The organism is Winogradskyella sp. MH6, from assembly GCF_022810765.1.
Taxonomy (GTDB): domain Bacteria; phylum Bacteroidota; class Bacteroidia; order Flavobacteriales; family Flavobacteriaceae; genus Winogradskyella.
This window is the reverse complement of sequence record NZ_CP094494.1, coordinates 2,720,268-2,739,367: the sequence shown is the minus strand read 5'-3', so window position 1 is coordinate 2,739,367 and position 19,100 is coordinate 2,720,268. Positions and strand designations below refer to the sequence as shown.

Annotated in this window: 16 protein-coding genes; 3 read left to right on the top strand and 13 right to left on the bottom strand. The window is 35.4% G+C overall.

The window, feature by feature from the left end:
• Window positions 1-189: 189 nt before the first annotated feature.
• The 11 genes from MST30_RS12310 to MST30_RS12260 form a co-directional block, all read right to left on the bottom strand.
• Window positions 190-339 carry a hypothetical protein gene (locus MST30_RS12310; protein WP_243471713.1) on the bottom strand — a complete coding sequence of 50 codons (150 nt, stop codon included), beginning with the start codon at window positions 337-339 and terminating at the stop codon, window positions 190-192.
• On the bottom strand, window positions 336-1,064 hold the full coding sequence (locus MST30_RS12305) for a hypothetical protein (protein ID WP_243471712.1): 729 nt from the start codon (window positions 1,062-1,064) through the stop codon (window positions 336-338). The genes MST30_RS12310 and MST30_RS12305 overlap by 4 nt, the downstream gene beginning before the upstream one ends.
• On the bottom strand, window positions 1,054-4,068 hold the full coding sequence (locus MST30_RS12300; protein ID WP_243471711.1) for a type I restriction endonuclease subunit R: 3,015 nt from the start codon (window positions 4,066-4,068) through the stop codon (window positions 1,054-1,056). Before MST30_RS12300 ends, MST30_RS12305 begins: the two co-directional genes overlap by 11 nt.
• Window positions 4,069-4,073: 5 nt before the next feature.
• On the bottom strand, window positions 4,074-5,075 hold the full coding sequence (locus tag MST30_RS12295; RefSeq protein ID WP_243471710.1) for a hypothetical protein: 1,002 nt from the start codon (window positions 5,073-5,075) through the stop codon (window positions 4,074-4,076).
• Window positions 5,076-5,408, bottom strand: coding sequence for a hypothetical protein (locus tag MST30_RS12290; protein ID WP_243471709.1), 333 nt, complete (start codon window positions 5,406-5,408; stop codon window positions 5,076-5,078). It abuts the gene before it with no gap.
• Between the two features lie 2 nt (window positions 5,409-5,410).
• Window positions 5,411-6,664 carry a restriction endonuclease subunit S gene (locus tag MST30_RS12285; protein ID WP_243471708.1) on the bottom strand — a complete coding sequence of 418 codons (1,254 nt, stop codon included), beginning with the start codon at window positions 6,662-6,664 and terminating at the stop codon, window positions 5,411-5,413.
• A complete protein-coding gene (locus MST30_RS12280; protein WP_243471707.1) occupies window positions 6,664-8,616 on the bottom strand; it encodes a type I restriction-modification system subunit M in 1,953 nt (650 codons plus the stop codon). Before MST30_RS12280 ends, MST30_RS12285 begins: the two co-directional genes overlap by 1 nt.
• A 110-nt stretch (window positions 8,617-8,726) precedes the next feature.
• Window positions 8,727-10,745, bottom strand: a complete 2,019-nt coding sequence (locus MST30_RS12275) for a hypothetical protein (protein ID WP_243471706.1) — start codon at window positions 10,743-10,745, stop codon at window positions 8,727-8,729.
• A gap of 250 nt (window positions 10,746-10,995) precedes the next feature.
• Window positions 10,996-11,280, bottom strand: coding sequence for a DUF2188 domain-containing protein (locus tag MST30_RS12270; protein ID WP_243471705.1), 285 nt, complete (start codon window positions 11,278-11,280; stop codon window positions 10,996-10,998).
• 393 nt (window positions 11,281-11,673) lie between these two features.
• On the bottom strand, window positions 11,674-12,768 hold the full coding sequence (locus MST30_RS12265; protein WP_243471704.1) for an adenylate/guanylate cyclase domain-containing protein: 1,095 nt from the start codon (window positions 12,766-12,768) through the stop codon (window positions 11,674-11,676).
• 554 nt (window positions 12,769-13,322) lie between these two features.
• Complete coding sequence (locus MST30_RS12260; RefSeq protein ID WP_243471703.1) at window positions 13,323-14,765, bottom strand: OmpP1/FadL family transporter; 1,443 nt, start codon at window positions 14,763-14,765, stop codon at window positions 13,323-13,325.
• 321 nt (window positions 14,766-15,086) lie between these two features.
• On the opposite strand from MST30_RS12260, the gene sqr reads away from it, so the two are divergent.
• Genes sqr through MST30_RS12245 form a run of 3 tightly spaced genes read left to right on the top strand, consistent with a single transcriptional unit; the run spans window position 15,087 to window position 17,173 of the window.
• Entirely contained in the window at window positions 15,087-16,325 is a 1,239-nt protein-coding gene (gene sqr / locus MST30_RS12255) for a type III sulfide quinone reductase, selenoprotein subtype (RefSeq protein WP_243471702.1), read from the top strand.
• A 33-nt stretch (window positions 16,326-16,358) separates the two neighbouring features.
• Complete coding sequence (locus tag MST30_RS12250) at window positions 16,359-16,667, top strand: TusE/DsrC/DsvC family sulfur relay protein (RefSeq protein ID WP_243471701.1); 309 nt, start codon at window positions 16,359-16,361, stop codon at window positions 16,665-16,667.
• A gap of 32 nt (window positions 16,668-16,699) precedes the next feature.
• Complete coding sequence (locus MST30_RS12245; protein WP_243471700.1) at window positions 16,700-17,173, top strand: DsrE/DsrF/DrsH-like family protein; 474 nt, start codon at window positions 16,700-16,702, stop codon at window positions 17,171-17,173.
• A gap of 479 nt (window positions 17,174-17,652) precedes the next feature.
• On the opposite strand, the gene MST30_RS12240 is transcribed toward MST30_RS12245, so the two are convergent.
• Both MST30_RS12240 and MST30_RS12235 read right to left on the bottom strand, forming a co-directional pair.
• Window positions 17,653-17,940 carry a GIY-YIG nuclease family protein gene (locus MST30_RS12240; RefSeq protein ID WP_243471699.1) on the bottom strand — a complete coding sequence of 96 codons (288 nt, stop codon included), beginning with the start codon at window positions 17,938-17,940 and terminating at the stop codon, window positions 17,653-17,655.
• A 156-nt stretch (window positions 17,941-18,096) separates the two neighbouring features.
• Window positions 18,097-19,098: a PorP/SprF family type IX secretion system membrane protein gene (locus MST30_RS12235; RefSeq protein ID WP_243471698.1), complete on the bottom strand. Its 1,002-nt coding sequence runs from the start codon at window positions 19,096-19,098 to the stop codon at window positions 18,097-18,099.
• Between the last annotated feature and the right edge of the window lie 2 nt (window positions 19,099-19,100).

The window sequence follows — 19,100 nt, the reverse complement described above, 5'->3', positions numbered from 1 at the left end:
GGCAAACCCGACACAATCTCTTAATCAAAACCACACCAACCACCACCCATACTGTCATTGCGAGTGAGGAACGAGCGAAGCAATCTCTTAGTCATTACCACTACCCTTATAATGACACTGATTCGTGCCTCAAAGTGATAATGGTAAGATTATGGCGATACAGACCTAAAAGCGTCAGTAGAAGCAATCTTATTCATTCAAGGTATCCATAATCTCCCTAAAGCTTTCTAGTCCTGACTCTATGTTTTCTATAATTTCATTGGCTAGGATGTATAGCTCTAGTAGGTTATCCAAATCTGTAAGGCTTTTGTCTTTTAGCCAAAAGATATCCAAACTCATTTGTCTTCATGACATTTTAGAATTTCTTCATCTTGAAATGTATTTATACCACACTCCAAATTTGGCATAAAATAGGCTCTATTATCTACATGATTTGAAATTTCCTGAATTGTCAACTTTTCAGCACCTTCTCTTAATTTTGGTCTTGTAGCTGTGGCGATCAAAACATCGAGATTTTCTACTTCGTCAGGCCATGAAAATAGAAACTCTCCATTAATAGACATCGAAAACTCTGAGTATATATCTTCAAAATTCTTATACCCAATTTTATTTTCTCTTAGCGACCTAGACCAGTTGGAGAGCAAATCCTTTTTAATTAAGGTCTCAACTTTAGGATTAATAATTATGCCACACACACACCAGGGCTGTTTGTTACCTTTTATAAACTCATCTGTTTTGCCACCTTCGGAATTAGATAATCTATGTACTTCATCTTTCATCATCTTCCAATCTTCAAATTTGGTTTTGAATGGTACTACTTTAACATTACCATATTTTTCTTCTGGTAATTCTTTATCAAAAACCATTGTATAAGTCTGATTATTCAATTCTGCTTTACCGGAAAAACGCCCATATCTTACAGGGGCTTTTACATCTCGAACTGAAGTCATATCAAGATGATTATCTCTCCAATTTTTTCGAATATCATCTCCTTCTTCATTCAACCAATCTTGCCAATAAAGAGAACCTATAATTAAAACACCTCCTTCTAAATTATATTTCATTCATCTTGCGGTAAATCTTTTTCATCATTAATTCTTTCACCAAATCACCAAACATTTTATCCTCTAGTATTTTCTCAAATATGTCTTGATTTTGGTCCATTCGTCCAATTAGTTTGGTCATAAACATATCCTCAAACGCATATTTAAACGTATCCATTTTATTCGCTTTTGCCTGCTTTTGAAGTTTTTTATCTTCCATCAATTCCGCTTCTATTTGGTCAAAAAATAGTTTATCCGCATCTTCAAACTCAGTTCCGAATCGATCATTCAAAATAGAAACTATTTCTGATAATAAGGCTTCTTCGTCTTTAGTACGTTTTAAACCTGCTTCTGTTGTTCCACTGAGTTCTCCTTCTTCTCCTTTTAAAAGTTCTATTGAGCCTTCTTTAATCTTTTCTAAACGATAATATTCCAGCGCTACTTCATCAGAAAGTTGGAAAGTCTCAGATAAGTCTCTTTTAGGTAAACGAGTTTGCAATAATTTAGCAAATGCATAGAATTTTTCAAATTCTGCATCTACAAATGGCATTATCTGAGCTAAAAAAGAATACAAGTTTGTCCAAGAACGAATTGATTTTTTGAATTCATCTTGTTTCTCTTCTTCAAGTTCTTTGTAACGTTCTACAGATGGGTCTGTAAACGAATACAGATATTTTTGATTTTTAGCATTGTTCAAATTTGTATTAGGGTGGAAGTAGACATTTGCAAAGTCATCAATTTCTTCTTGCCAATACACTTGAAAATCATCTAATCTTGCTTTTAAATCGTACAAGTGATTAATGTCCGTTTCATCAGTTACAGTTGTTACTTCGTAATAGGGTTGAAAAGAATTAAAGATAGTTTCTCTGTCATTCGCAAAATCCAACACAAAAGTATCTTCTTTACCTGCACACATTCTGTTTAATCGAGAAAGTGTTTGAACTGCTTTTACTCCTGATAATTTTTTATCTACATACATTGTATGTAATAAAGGTTGGTCAAAACCTGTTTGGTATTTATCAGCTACAATCAAAATTTTGTATTCCTCTTTTTCAAACATTTGTGGTAATTCCTTTTCCTTAAATCCATTGAGTTCAGATTCTAAAACTCCATCAGGATAATTGTCATCTTTCAGTTTTCCCGAAAATGCAACAATCACTTTTAATTCATTCTGATATTTTTTCTTTTTGATGTATTTTTTAAATTCTTCAAAAAATCTTTTGGCGTGTAACCTTGAACCACAAACAACCATTGCTTTTGCTTTACCGCCAATTTTTTTAGAAACAATAGACCTAAAATGTTCTATAATTATTTCTGTTTTTTGAGCCAAATTATGTGGATGTAGTTCAATGTATTTACCAATTGCCTTTGCAGCTTTCTTTTTGTTAAGTTTCGGGTCTTCTTCTATCGCTTTGGTTAGTTTATAATAACGTTCATAGGTCGTATAGTTTTTTAGAACATCTAAAATAAAACCTTCTTCAATAGCTTGACGCATAGAATATAAATGAAAAGGCTTCGGATTGCCTTCTTCATCTTTTGCTCCAAAGACTTGAAGTGTTTTATATTTTGGTGTTGCTGTAAACGCAAAGAATGAAACATTTGTTTGTTGACCTCTTGCTTGAGCAGATTTTTCAATACAGCTATTCACAATATCCTGTCCTAAAATAGTTTCGTCATCATCTCCTTCTCCATAATTTGGATAAGGTTCTTGTGTTGAACTTTCATCATCTTCTACAACACCTAAAACCTCTTTCATTTTTTTACTGGCTTCACCACCTTGAGAACTGTGAGCTTCATCAATAATTACAGCATATTTACGGTCTGGTATTTCGCCCACTTTATCGATTACAAAAGGAAACTTTTGAAGTGTAGTAATTATAATATTAGTGCCATTGCTAATAGCATCTGCCAGTTGTTTACTGTCTTTATCAATTTTTTGAACGACGCCTTGTTTATGTTCAAATTGATAAATTGTATTTTGTAATTGTTGGTCTAAAACTCGTCTGTCAGTTACTACAATTACGGAATCAAAAATACGTTCGTTTGATGCATTGTGTAAACTTGTTAATCGATAGGCTAACCAAGCGATTGAATTACTTTTTCCTGAACCTGCTGAATGTTGTACTAGATAATTTTTACCTGCTCCATTTTCTAAAGTGTCATTTGTTATTTCACGAACAGCATCCAATTGATGATAACGCGGAAAAATCATTTTTTCCTTTTTGTAAATCTTTGCGTTTGATATGACTTCCTCAGTTTGCAAATGGATGAATTGTTGTAGTATTTGAAGCCAACTATCTTTTTGTAAGATGTAATTCCATAAATAAGATGTGCGATAATCATTATCATTTGGCGGGTTTCCTTTTCCGTTTCCATTGCCTTTATTAAATGGAAGCCAAAATGTTTTTGAACCTTCTAATTTGGTTGCCATATAAACTTCATCTGAATCAACTGAGAAATGCACCAAAGCACGTTTCTTAAATGAGAACAATAGTTCTTTTGGATCTCTAGTATCTTTGTATTGCTTTTTAGCGTGATTTACGTTTTGTCCCGTAAACTGATTTTTAAGTTCTAATGTTGCTACTGGCAAACCATTTAAACCTAAAACAATATCAACTGAGTTTTGATTCTTTTTACTGTAATAGATTTGACGATATACTTTTAAATTATTGCTATTGTACATTGCTACAGCATCTGGATTTAAACCCGAAGCAGGTTTAAAATATGCCATTTGAAAACGTACACCATAATCTACAAAGCCTTTTCGCAACACATCTAAAGCACCTCTTAAATCTAGTTCTTTGTACAAACGCTGTAAAACTCTGTTTTCGGTATCTTTTCCATGAATGGCAGATATTTTCTCCCATTTTTTGGGTTGTGAGTGTTGTAAAAAGGTTAGGATTTCATCTTTGAAAAACCCAAGTTCTTTACTGTATGTGTTTGGGTCACCAATGATATAACCACCATTTTGTAACAAGGCTTGTTCTATGGCAGTTTCAAATGTATTTTCAGTTGTTATGTTCATCCCTTTTAAATTTGTGGTTCACTTTGTTGACTACTTATAAATTGGCGATATGCCACATCTTTAAAAACCAAACGTAAAACGTGTTTTTGTTTTTCTGTAACAGTATCTTTTAAGTAACCTTCTTCATCATAACATTCTCTTACCAATTCGTAATCATTTGCATAGGTATCTTCATCTATGATTTGTAAACATTCAGGTAAATCAGATTCTATGATTTCAAACGTATCAGGATTAAAATAGCGAACTAGTGGTTTGTTGATTTCGTTATACTCACGACCTTGAAAACAAGGAATTCCTTTGCTAGATTCCCAATACACACCAAAAAACTCTGTGCGGTTAGATTTGTACACTTTGGCAATTTGCAAACTTCCGTCAACTTCTCTAATTGCTTTATCTAAGGAAATATCACTAAGAACCCGAATAGGTTCCATATCTAAATTGTCGTCCTGTTTATCTTCATCAAACCTAAGTTTGTTATATCTGTCTTTTGCTTCTTGAACTACATCTATTGAGGCATTGCCAATGAACGTATAAAACACTCGTTTTCCATTGTTTGTTAATTCATCAAAAACAAATCCTTCAATAGCTTCATTGTAATACAATTTCCAAACTCTAAAAGCACCATTTGCACCTTGTTGCCAATCCCAACCACCAAATAGAAATTGTGCAGAACCTCTTAACTCGTGAATGTTTTCTCCAGGTATTTCCGAAACTATTTTAGAAACTAATTCTGTAAATTGTTCTGACAAAAATTCTAAGACCTCTTCAAGTGTTGCCGAAGGTGATTGCAAATAATTGTCCAAATGAATAGAAGAAACCATATTTAAAACCAATGGATACGCTCTAAATGTATCTCCTGCAAAACAGAGCAAACAGTCTTTTCTAGGTAATTCAAATAATTTGATGCCGTGTTTCCATTTTTCGCCACCTGTAAGGCAACTATCAGTTGCGAACACCAATTCTTCGGTATCGTTTACTTGACGTATATGTGCTGTGCAAAGTGTCATTTATATATGTTTTAAAACAATTGTTTTATCATTAAGCGTTACTGATAACTCTTCTTTTATCTCATCCCAGCTAAAAAGACAGTAAGAACTCCATACAGGATGAAAATAACCCAAGGACTTAAAAGCGTTAGAGTAAAATATATAAGCAGGAACAAACTCTTTACACTCAATTTCTACTTCACTATTAAACCTCTGCGTAATATCAGTATGGTTTACTTTAAATGAACAGGTAAATATATTTCTCTCACTTAGGTGCTTTCCGCCTGAGCCTAGAAAACTATTAACCGCATAAAACGATTCATCAGCACTTCTAATATCTAGTTTTTCACTCATTTCTAATCAATTACTTTTATTTTACCTGTTACTACCTCACTAATTAATGCTGTTCTGTATTCAGTCAATAGGTTGATGTATTGTTCTGCTTTAGTGATTTTAGCATCTATTCTAGCAGATTCTTTGTCTATGTATTGTATTATTTTGGTTTGTTCATTAATTGGTGGAACGATAACCTCAATATTCATTAGGTTTTCTGAAGTTAATTTAGGCTGAGCAGAACCACTAACCCATATTGTAAAATCATATAGCTCTAATAATTCACAATAGTATTCTAATACTCCATTAATTACTTTTAATATATGTGCATGATTATTTACCCAATATTTTCCTTTGGCTAAGAAAACCAATCTTTTCGTTCTAGTTAAAAGATTCGCACCATCCTCTCCAATTAACATAAGAGGTTCCTCAAATAAATAATCTTCAACTTTATCTATTACTCCAGAAGCACCATAGTAATCGTATTTTCTTAAAGTCATTTTACCTCGTTCACTTGCACTAAGTGGTATACGAACACTATTTAAAGATTTAAAAACGTATTTTAATTTCTTAATAGCCCAATGCTCAGGGATATCTCCCAACCATTCAATGCCACTGTCTTTTAGTTCTACATCTGGGTTAATACCTTTGGTAACTGCTTGGTTGATAATAGCGGTTTTTTCTTCTTGGTAAAGTGCTACCAATTGTTTTTTATCAGCTATGAGTTGGTCTATTTCTGCTGTTTTATTGTCTAGGTAATTGGCTATTGCTGTTTGTTCTTCTGATGAAGGAACAATTAAAGTGGCGTTTTTAATCAATTCTTGATTTAGGATTTTCGCGCCATAAATATTCTCATTAGCATTTTTTATTATTTGTTCAGGTAATGAATAATAAAAGAAATTAAGATTTGTGTCTTCTCTTGGTTCTATAGAGAAGATAGCTTCATTAGTGTAACAATCTTTTGTAACAAAACCTACGCGACCTACTGATAATTTAAAACTGTAAAGAAGAGAACCTGTTTTTACAATTTCAGGCTTGTATTTTTTAATTGCTTTATCGGTTATTTTCTTCTCCGAATCTGAAATATACTTGCCTTGAAGGTCTGATATATTAATCCAAATATGTTCCCCATTATCATAAAATTCTCTTTTACCTGTTGGCGGCGTGAAACCTGTAGTAAATTTAAAATTATGCTTAACTGGTTTTACCTCCCAGTGCTCAGGGATATCACCAATCCATTCTATACCGCTATCCTTATATGTTTCGTAGGTTTTCATTAGTCAAGTACAGTTTGTTGGTTTTCTAATGAGGTTTTTTCCAAAGCCAAAATATCAGCTTTAATGTCTGTTAATGAGCGAAGTGGTTTAAACTCATAGAAATACTTGGTAAAGTTTATTTCGTAACCCACTTTAGTTTTATTTTTGTCTATCCAAGCCTCAGGTATATGTGGTGTTACTTCTCTTTCAAAATATTCTTCAATAGTTTCAGGTACAAGACTGTCTTCCTTTTCTGTTTTTAAAAAAGGGATGTTTTCGTAGTCTCTTTTGCTTGAAGATGGTTTTATTTTTATCTTTTTGTTCTTTTCAATCGTTAAAATATTTCCCTTTTGCTTCCATTTACCTTCTTCAATATGCATTTTAAATAAAGCCTCAAACTCATTTACTTGTTTTTGAATTTCCTCAATGCTAGCATTATTTAAGAAATCAACAAGTTTTTGCTTGTCTTGAGCAACCTTGGTCATTAAATCTCCATAATCTGGTTGTTCTACTGTAACACGCCAATATCCAAAATAGTCGTTTGGTAAAATTTTAGAAAAGGCATTTTCTTCAAAATTGCCATACAGTTGATTAATAAATCCAATACCTTTAGTGTTTCCGTTTTCAGGTATTTCTTTTCGTTTATTCCCTAGACTTCTGTCCATTTTTTTCCAAAAACGGTTAATGTCTAACTTATCATCAGCAATAAGCTCTTCGTCTTTTGTTCCTGTGGCATTTATAAGTTGAACTTTCCCTTTTCTTTTTTCTTCTTTTTTATTGTTCACTAACCACACGTAAGTGGAAATCCCAGTATTATAAAACAATTGGTCGGGTAATGCAACAATAGCTTCTAGCCAATCATTTTCAATAATCCATCTACGGATTTCGCTTTCTCCGCTACCTGCTGAACCAGAGAACAAGGGTGATCCATTAAACACAATCGCAATTCGAGTTCCTGATGGTTTCATTTTAGAAATCATATGCTGTAAAAACAGTAAAGAACCATCATTAATACGTGGTAAGCCAGCACCGAAACGTCCTTGCATCCCTTTATTTTCGTGCTCTGCATTGATGATTTTCTGGGCCTTTTTCCAGTCTACTCCAAAAGGTGGATTGGATAGCATATAATCAAACTGCTCATCTTCTAAACCATCAACAGTAAAGGTGTTTCCAAATTTTATGTTACTTGGATTCTGTCCTTTAATCAGCATATCCGATTTACAAATCGCATAGGATTCTGGGTTTATTTCTTGTCCAAAAACTTTTAATTCCGCATTTGGATTTAGTTCTTTTACGTGTTGTTCTCCAATGGATAGCATTCCACCTGTCCCACAAGCTGGGTCATATAGTGTTTTTACAATACCTTCTTTAGTTAGGATTTCGCTATCCTCGTTGAAAAGCATATTTACCATCAGTTTAATCACTTCTCGAGGTGTAAAGTGCTCTCCTGCGGTTTCGTTGGATTGCTCCGCAAAACGTCTAATTAAATCCTCAAACACATAGCCCATTTCCATCGAATCCATCTCGGACAAATCAATTTCTTGAAATGCTTTAACCACACGGTATAGAATATCTGCTTTCGGGTCGTCCATTCTATCAATTTGGTCATCAAAATTGAAGTATTCAATAATTTCACGAGCTGAAGTAGAAAATCCATTAATGTAGTTTCTTAAGTTGGAAGCCACATTGTTTGGGTCTGCTATAATTTTATCAAAGTCGAATTTGCTACGGTTATGGAAGTTCATTCCAGCGGTTGCGTTCAGCACTTTGTCTTTTGCAGTTTCACCTTCCAATTTTTCAACTTTAGGTAACGTGTCAAGTACTTTTTGTTTGTTTGGTGCCAATACGCAGTCTAGTCGTCTAAGTACAGTCATTGGCAAAATCACCTTTCCGTAATCAGAACGTTTATAATCACCACGAAGTAGATTGGCTACTTCCCAAATTTTATCTGCTTTTTCTTTGAAGTTTTTCATTAATCAATTTTGAATTCCTAAGGCTTTAAAGATAGAAAAAGCCCTTGGGTTTGCAAGGGCAACTCTCTACTATCTAATACATACATGTTAAAGTCCTTTTATAAGCTTTTCTAATTTAAACTTTCCTTATTCCTTCCAAGCAAATAAAATGAGAAACCCAGTTGAATTTGACTAAAATTATTTGCTGAATATCCCATTTCGTGAAATAAGCGCCATCTTAAAAATAATTGCCCATTTGACCCTACATCTACATATCCTTTAAATTCAAATTCATTCATCCAGTTAGAAACCTTTCGTCTAAATCCTGTAACTGGGTCAGCCAAACTTTTGAATTCCACTCTGTCACTAGCCAAATGAACATAGTTAGGCCTCCACATAGCATAAAAACCATAGCGTTCTTCGGGTAAAATATGCATTAAAAATTCAGGATAAAATGTCCAATAGCTCAAAGAATACTGTTCTTCCTTTAAATTATCAGCTCCTACAGTCTGTATACTATCTTGGATTGCTGTTCGATTAAAACGTAAGCCTCCATTGATATGAAATTGATGTTTTAAATTTGGGTTATCTATTAATAAGAGATTAAAATCTTGCCCTATATACCAATCCCTATAATTTAAAAGGTCTGTGGGTGTAGTATATCTTTTGGCATCGATTACTGTGGTAATACCATCATTAGACAGAACTTCCGTATCAATACGCTCTGGATTTAATCGTCTTTGATTGTCTTCGATTTTGGTGATGCCTCCTACAATTTCAGTATACTGAAACAATCCCCAGCCTTCTGAAATAAACTTAAATGGCCTAGAAGCATCTATTCTTTTAGTATTAATATTAAAATGCTTGGATAACTCCATTTGGATTAAGCCATTTGGTGTATCTGCATCAAAGCCTTCGAAATCGCTAAAAACTTCCACCTCAAGAATTTTTCGTGTTTGCTCTTTTGTTAAAGTTAGTTTTTCCCCACCTTTTACTGTTAATTTTTGATCCATTGGACTAAAATCTCTGGTTAGTTTATTCACATAGAAGTCATATACCATTATATCGTCCATCCTTATAAAAAATTCCTCGCGTAATTTTTTTTCATAGATTCTTTGCTCTTCTCCGAGAATATTAATATCCACGTCTCTAAATTGTTTGTTAGCCTGGTTTATATATAAACGAACGTTATCTAACCGTTTATAATTTGTTCTACTTGTAAAGCCTATACCGTATAGATTCGTAAAGGTTATAGAAGTTTCATCTTTAAGAAAAGAGGGAATGTAAGCACAATTAAACTTCATGTCATCGTTACATTTAAAATGTCCATTAACCTTTATTATTTCTAAAAAGCCCTTATAAAATTCGACTTGTACTTCGTCAATTATAAGGTAGGTAAATGGTGCTGAGTCCTTAGTATTTTCATACTGACTCATTAGAACCTTCACATATTGTTGCCTATATTTTTTGTACTTATCCTTAAAACTCAATAACTCTGCTATTAAGGTTTTAGAATTGGTCTCTTTTACTGAGAGGGTTTCTGAGGCAGTACTAATATTTTCATATTCTTCTATATTTAATTCATTTGCCAGTTTTATTATACTTTGGAGATTATTTGTATAATCAGCTTGTATCAAATTATCTAATTCTACAACTTTAGATTTAAACTCTTTTTTTGCTTCATCTTCTAATTTATCCTTAAAAATGGTTCCAATTACTTTCTTTTTCATGTAAACAGGTATTTGGTCATTGATTTTTAAATCACCTGTTTTAGGCTTATATTCTAAATCATCTAAAACTCTTAAGTTATTAGCAAAACTATAATATGTACTTTCTGCTTCTTCATCTACTCTTTTTAATATGCTTATATCGTAATCTGCATGTCCTTCTATTAGAGATTTACCTAGCAGTTCTACATATACACTCTTCCTAAATTGTTTTCTAAAATCATAAAAATCACCAACATTATTACCAATTACGAACTCTTTATTGTCACCGCCTTTAGACATTTTAATTTTATACTTTCCGTCAGTTTTTAAGATTTCAATTTCGACTCTCTCATTGTTAACTATAAAATAATCAGTTAAGGTAATCTGAGAATTGGCTAATTGCGCAATAAGGATAAAAATTAATAAGATTCTAATTTTCATAATTCATATAGTTTAGTTGGTTAACACTCAAAATAAAAGCATCTTCCATAGCAAACCATACCCAAAAAAGGGTATCATGCTATCCGATGCGGTCAACAACGAATTATGTAATCACATACCACTAAGGAAGCGGTACTAAGGGAATTGTCTATAAGATAGATATTATTACAATACGCTCATTTATAAATAGATGAACAACCTAAAAAAAACCATAAAGTGTTAAAAAAAGTAGTCTGGTAAAACTTTAAGATCATCGATAACTAATACGCTTACGGATACCACCACTGGCACGATGAATAATGACATCTGCATTATAGCGCTTGGCAAGGGTTTTGGCTTTACGTATGGCGGTGCCTTGTTTACGATGCTTAGACGTAACACGCTCATTGCCTTCGCGGCGCACTGCCCAGCCATCTTCATAAGGCACCACATGCTGATGCCACGTACGCTTGGGTGTACTGTGATAGCCTAAAGCATTTAGAACAGCAGTTAGCAACCGCTGTATAGCATCGGTTAGGGATTTTTGCTTAGACATTGTTAAGTATGAGCTATAAAAGTAAATATAGTAAATAAAACCATACAAAAACTATGGTAGTTGCGACACTGACGCTTATCGTTTGGTTGGATTGGTATTGAATCTGGTTTTATGGATAGATTCGTGTACTTAAATGAGATACTGAATCAAGTTCAGCATGACAAACAGTATGTTAAGTTATTTGGAGGTTCTCGATACATTTTATTCTCATGCTTCGAATAAAACACTCGAACTGACGGCTTGGATTCTGTTCTTTCTCTCTCTCTCTCTCTTTGAGACTGCTTCGTACCTCGCAGTGACAATAGTAACGTCATTGCCTCAGCCCCAACTACAAACGTCAGAATCTAACAATCTAAAGGTCTAGAGGTCTAACAGTCTAAAAATCTAACATGTCTAAACACCCACCAAAAACACCTCAACAGCCTGCGTTTTGCCTTTCAACTGAACTGACCCCAAACTTTCAAACGGATACTGCGCTGATGGTACTGCGTCTACAACCGCTTTAGATACCAGCAAATCCACACCATAGGTTTGGCATTCCGATTGTAAACGTGCTGCGGTATTAAGCACATCTCCTGTAAAGAAAATATCTTTTTTAAGGGCACCGATTTCACCTGTGGTTACTTCACCTATATGAATAGCCGCTTTAAAATCGGGATACACACCATACTGCTGCAAATAAAAAGGACGGCGACGTTCTAAATCTGCTTTCATGGCATAAAAGCAATCCAGACTCAAAGGCACAAAACGAGCAGTTGTACTTGGCCAGGTCAATACAATCTCATCACCAACATACTGGTACACTTCCCCTTTATGACGCAAAATGGCATCAGACAAATCGTTATAATACGATGCCAAAAACTCAAAATAGGTATCGTGGCCTAAGGTTTCGGCAATATGGGTTGAGGATTTCATATCACTAAACATAAACAATCGGGTCTCTGATTTGGGACGATGATACTTACCTGTAATAAAATTGGTAAGTACAGAATGCCCAAGATGCTCGCTTACCTCAACATAAAACAAAGACAACAGCATGGAAAATGCCAGCTGTATTAAGGTACTGGCATGTGTAATGCTTCCAAAAAACACCTGGTACTTATCCCAAACCACACTAGAGAACATGGAGCTGTTTTGCTCTATACTGGCAGCGATGATAAAGGTAACAAAGACAAGGAGCTCCATAAACAACAAATAGAACACAAACTTGCCCAACAACTTAACGACAAAACGATAAGGCTTAAAAAGTGCATTAATAAAACGATACTCTATAAACCCTACCAAAAACCCAATAAGAATAACGCTAATACTGGCAAACAAAAACACTTGAGGTGTTAATGAGATGGCAGAGTCTGGTGTGTTTTCCTCATGCCCTATAATAGCCTGTTCTGTCCACAAAAACACCCAACCGGTGAGCAACCATATAACAGCGATGGGTAAAGATTGACTTAATAGACGTTTGTGTTTTGCAGATAACAAGGCTTCCAAGTATTGAATGGCACTAAATTAAGCAACTTAATGAAATGTAACTCTAGTTGATTAATAAAATACACTCTGTCATTGCGAGTAAGGAACGAACGAAGCAATCTCTTAGTAGGCACCACACCAACCATCACCAAAACCCAAAAGCACCCGTCAGTTCGAGTGTTTTATTCGAAGCATGAGAATAAAATGTATCGAGAACCCACACATCTATACCGTCATTGTCTATCTTCCCTTCCGTCATTGCGATGCTGACCTGAAAGTGTCAGTAGAAGTAATCCAACCTCTATAACGTCATTGCGAGAGAGGAACGAACGAAGCAATCTCTTAGTCTTTACCTGTAATGACAATGCATCCTGCTTTACAGTAACGATGCTAATGCCATTGACTCAGCCCCAACTACAAACGTCAGAATCCAACAATTCAACAATCTAACAGTCTAAAGGTCTAACCATCTAACATATCTAACCATCTAACATGTCTAAACATCCAACCATCCAAAAAAAACCAGCACCAAAGTGCTGGTTTTTTAATAAAACAATAAGTATGGAAACTACCCTTTAGTCTTTTACCTTTTTCTTAAAAGTATAATTAATACCAAACATAGCCATGGATGTAGTCATCTTATAAGAAACCGATGTACCTGGCAGCTCTCCCAATGGGTTATTTGGAGTAATCTGTCTTGGGTCTAGAATTCGCCCTTCTGTAGAGCCGTCACTATCACCATAATGATAAACAGCATCGAGTCGCCAAGCATCATTAATCTCATAGCTTAGCCCAAACTGGTACGCATTTTTTATAATGGCGGTTGCTGGTGTTGAGAAGAAGGCTAAATCCTCGTCTATAGGATTACCACTGTAGGTATACCCAACACGCATTGGCAATCTGTTGATCCCTTTATACTGTAACCCAACGGAAAGAATAGAAATATCTTGCCAGCCAAACCCTTTTACAGCTCCTGTTGGATAACCGTTATCTCCAATCTCCCAGCCACTGGCTTCAAAACCTTCTGTACTTTCATAAAATACACGTCTAAAATCTAATGCAAAATCAAAATCAGTAAATGAATAGCCTAAACCAAGCGACATGATGGCTGGATAATCCATCTGAAACTCAACATCTGGGGCATCGGTACCATCCATGTACGTATTATCAAATTCAAAAGCTCCAAAGGTTTGATTGGTTTTATAGGAAGCTCCTAATTTTAAACCAGAACCTGAATCGTAGAAAATACCAAACTGTGCTCCAAAACCAAAGGCTGGTGTACTATCGGCTTTTGGATATCCCTTACCTGTACCACCCATAGAAGCCGGAAAATCTGGTGAGGCTATTGGATTAGGGTTTAAGGTTAAGGACGCATAATTAAAATTGGGTTGTATCCCTATAGATAACTTATCGCTAAGCTCATAAGCATAAGTACCACTAACCTGCAACAACATATAATCAGATTCCAAATGTCCAAAACCATTAAGCCCTTGTGGCCAGTTTATTGGGTTAGAATTATTCGGATTCCATTCCATATTAGGATTGCCATTAATATCCATTGGTAAATTGGTTTCTTGAGGAAACGTAACCCCAAAACCACTTATACCAAAGGCAGACACACCAAAAGTATGCTTGCTGTTTTCTTTTCCCCAAACCATACTCAGAGCAGGCATATAAGAGACACCTCTGTCATCTTTGGTGCTACCATAAACAGGAGGAGATGCAGGCGAACCTGGCCCTAGGTCTCCAGCATCGTACAATAAACCTGATGGTAAACTTGAGCTTAACTCTGGTGATGAAAAGAAAAAGCCTAAATCAAACTTTAGAATCTTATCATCAAAAACAGACAGTGCTGCCGGATTCCAGTGCATTGCACCAGAAATGTCTAAAGGCTGTGCCGTTGCAGCTCCACCCATCGACATATTTATAGATCCAACGCCTTGCATGATATGACCTGTCTGTGCATACATGCCAAGCGAAAATAATAATACAGTTAATTTAATAAATGATGTTTTCATAATGAGAAGTTTTAAACATTCTGCGAGTAAACTGGCTTTGTAACTAATAATTTATCGCATTTTTTGAATAGGGGTTAGTACCTAGCCAGTAACAAAAATAATGGGTTAATTAGTAAAGAGGTATGATAAAAATCATAGATGACTTTTTGAATAACCATGCATCTCAAACCCCTTTAAAATAGGGCACTGCAAAACCATTGCGCTATGTAACATTTGTTACATTAAGACATGACAATTGTCATGCATAAATTTTAGCTATCAAAGTAACTTTACAAGTAGAAATCAAATCATGTTGTAACACATAACCAAAAAATGAGAACGATGAAAAATTTAGTGATTTTAGGTGCGGGAACAGCAGGCACGATGATGGCTAACCACCTAGTAAAAAAACTCCCAAAAGAAGAATGGCAGATTACCATTATAGACCAGTATAAAACCCATTATTACCAACCTGGATTCTTGTTTTTACCATTTGATATCTATACAGAAGATCAGGTGAAAAAAGTGGGAAATAAATTTATTCCTAATGGTGTAAAGTACATTCAGAAAAAGATTGAACTTATTGTTCCAGAGGACAATAAAGTAACCCTAGAAGATGAACAGGATATTAACTATGATATCCTTATTGTAGCAACGGGATCTAAAATAGCTCCCGATGAAATTGAAGGTATGGATGGCCCAGAATGGCACAAAAGTATTTTTGATTTCTATACCTACGAAGGGTCTAAAGCCCTTAGAGATAAATTACGCACTTGGGAAGGTGGTAAATTGGTAGTACACATTACCGAGATGCCTATTAAATGTCCTGTGGCGCCTTTAGAGTTTGCCTTTTTAGCAGATTCTTACTTCAAAAACAAAGGCATGAGAGACAAGGTAGAGATTACTTATGTAACTCCACTAGATGGTGCCTTTACTAAACCTAAAGCCACAAAAGCATTACACCATTTATTAGAAGAAAAAGGAATCGCTGAAGTAGTTAGTTTTAATATTGAACGTGTTGATTATGAAAACAACAAAATCATCGATTATGCAGATACCGAAGTAGACTACGACCTTTTAGTTACAGTACCTACAAATATGGGAGATGCGCTTATTGAACGTTCGGGTATGGGAGATGACCTCAACTTTATCCCTACAGATAAAAACACCTTACAGTCCAAAGCCTATGAGAATGTTTTTGTTATCGGTGATGCCACTAACCTACCAACATCAAAAGCAGGTTCTGTAGCGCACTTTGAAGCTGAAATCTTAGAAGAAAACATCTTAAAATATATCAATGGGCAACCTCTTGAAGCCAAATTTGATGGTCATGCCAACTGTTTTGTTGAAACTGGCAATGGCAAAGCATTATTAATTGACTTTAATTATGAACAAGAACCGGTTGAAGGTACGTTCCCTATTGCTGGTATTGGACCTATGAAACTATTAAAGGAAAACAGAATAAACCACATGGGAAAATTAGCCTTTAGATGGGTCTATTGGAACATGCTCCTCAAAGGCATCCCTATCCCATTTGTATCTACAAACATGTCTACCAAAGGCAAAAAAATCGAAGCATAACACTAATATTTAAACCTTTTAAATTCTGAAATCATGAAAAAATTAATCGCAAATAGAGAAATCGATGTTAACGAAGAAGGCTATCTAACAGACTTTAACCAATGGGACCGAGACGTAGCCGAGGGCATCGCTAACGAAGCTGATGTTACTATGACAGACAAGCATTGGGAAGTCATAGACTACTTACAAGACAAATACCATAATGAAGAACCACTTTCTATTAGAGGTATTAAAAAAAGTGGTGTTATAAACATCAAAGAATTCTATAGCCTGTTTCCTGGTGGACCGCTTAAAGTATCCACTAAAATAGCCGGAATTCCTAAACCTAAAAGCTGTATTTAAAGCGCAGTATTAACCTTATAAAACAAATGATCATGGCCACAAAAGTTAAAAAAATGCTTTTTATTTTATCTAAAGCAACAATTGAAAACGTGTACGCTGCATTTATAATGGCTAATGGTGCGCGTATGGAAGGTATAGAATCCGAAATATTCTTTACGTTCTTCGGGCTAGAAGCCATACAGAAGAAAAAATTAGAAAGTTTGCATGTTGCCACAGTAGGTAATCCTGCAATGCACATCCCAACAATGCTGGGCGGCTTACCAGGTGTTGAAGCCCTAGCGACCAAGATGATGAAAAAAGAAATGGAAAAACTAGATATGCCACCAGTTGGTGAATTTTTAGAAATCCTTTCCGATTCTGGTTGTAAACTTTGGGGTTGTAAACTCGCTGTTGAAATGTTCCATCTTAAAGAAGAGGACTTTATAGACGACCTTGACGGTATCATAACTATTGGCGATTTTTACAATCGTGCAAACGAGGAAGGTACTCACCTCCTGTTTATATAAACTAAAACATTACAATACGTTGTAATTAAGTTTTGACGTTTAGGTAATTGCGGTATATGTTTTCTTAACCGAAAATATATACCGCAATCCTTTTAGCGTTTCCGACGATGTCGAAATCGTAAGTACAACGCTATTTTTACAATTAAGTTTGAAGTGTCATTGCGATGCTGACCTGAAAGCGTCAGTAGAAGCAATCTCTTAGTCGCAAATACCCAAACCATAACACCAATCTTAACACCAACCAACACCCAAGCCGTCATTGCGAGTGGTCATTGCGAGTCGCAAAGCGATGCGGCAAACCCGAAGCAATCTTGTTGTTGTTTCCTTTGGTATTAAATAAGACTACTTCATGCCTCGCAGTAACAACAGTTACGTCATTGCGAGTGAGGTACGAGCGAAGCAATCTCATAGTCATTACCACTACCCTTATAATAAGACTGCTTCGTACCTAGCAGTGACAACATTTTTTTTCAGTCACCTTACAAGTCCCCAAACAGATCATTCCACTCTGGATTCAATTCTTCAATAAGTGCTATTTTTTTAGCTCTACTAACAGCTTTTAATTGCTTTTCTCTGCCTATGGCATCACCTATCATTTGGTGTGCTTCATAATACACTAACTTACCGAGATTATATCGTGCCGTAAACGATTTTGGATCGCTCTTTTCTTTATGATGAAGTATGCGTTCCTTTAGATATGCGGTGACACCTACATAAAATGTAGTATTATTTTTATTAGTGAGTATGTAAACGTAACCTGGTTTCATTGTATATGGTCATTGCTTTTATTCCAACCATTATTGAGATTCCTTCGTCATGCTTCCTCGGAATGACAATGGCAACGTCATTGCGAGTGAGGTACGAGCGACGCAATCTAAAAATCTAACATATCTAACCATCTAAAAGTCTAATAATCTAGACCCCTACTTCTTCCGACTACGATCCGTATTACAACGCCTACAGCGCGACAAATACGTCATAGACAACTCATACACACCATCGGTACGACCTATATTAGAGGTATTCTTATCATACGAAAACCCAAAACGAAAGGTATCATACTCAAATCCTACAAAAGCATTCAAAGAAGTCAACAAATGGGCATTGCCATCATTACGCGCAGGATTAGTAGCTGCCGTAAGCCCTAATAAAATAGCATCGAGCTGAACAATAGTACCAATATCCAAACGGTTATAAGGCCCTTGCACCATAAGGTTCGTCGTCATCATAATGGTATTCTCGTACAAAAACGGAAACCTAACATTACCATGAAACGAATAGAAAATATCTAACGGTAACTTTTCGCCTTCAACAATAGAAATATTAGGACGATTAAGATGACGTACCGAGCCGCCAACCCAATAACTAATATCATTAAAGGTTTGCTTTTCCACCAAAAAGCCGGCGTTAATATCTAAAAAGTAAATGCTATTCAAGCGGCTCGCCAAAGGATCTACAGACACAGGATTGATAAACCCAGAACTAATATTAATCTGATCGGCTAACGTAAGATTCCTAAAACGGTTACTCTTGTTCCCTACTCCCACCTCTATAGCGGGTCTAAAGTACCAGCCGTTATTGAGATTGATACGGTGCGCATAATTCAAATTAACCTGAGCGTAGTTGTAATTGTTAAACGATTCGTACTGCCAAACAGCATTGAGTCCAATACCAAAGCCCAAACTTGGACCGTAATCATAAGACTTATTCACATAAGCATATTGGGTATGAATCTGCAAATCGAGATTGGGCCATTGCACACGACTTAGCAAACCTGCGGCAATACGGTCGTTATCTTCAAAACCTGAAAATGCAGGATTCAAAGTTTCCTGTATATAGTTAGACTGTGTAAAAACAGGGTCCTGAGCTCTAACAGCCCAACAGCTTATAAGTACAACAATGGTAAATATGGGTCTTATGGTCATAG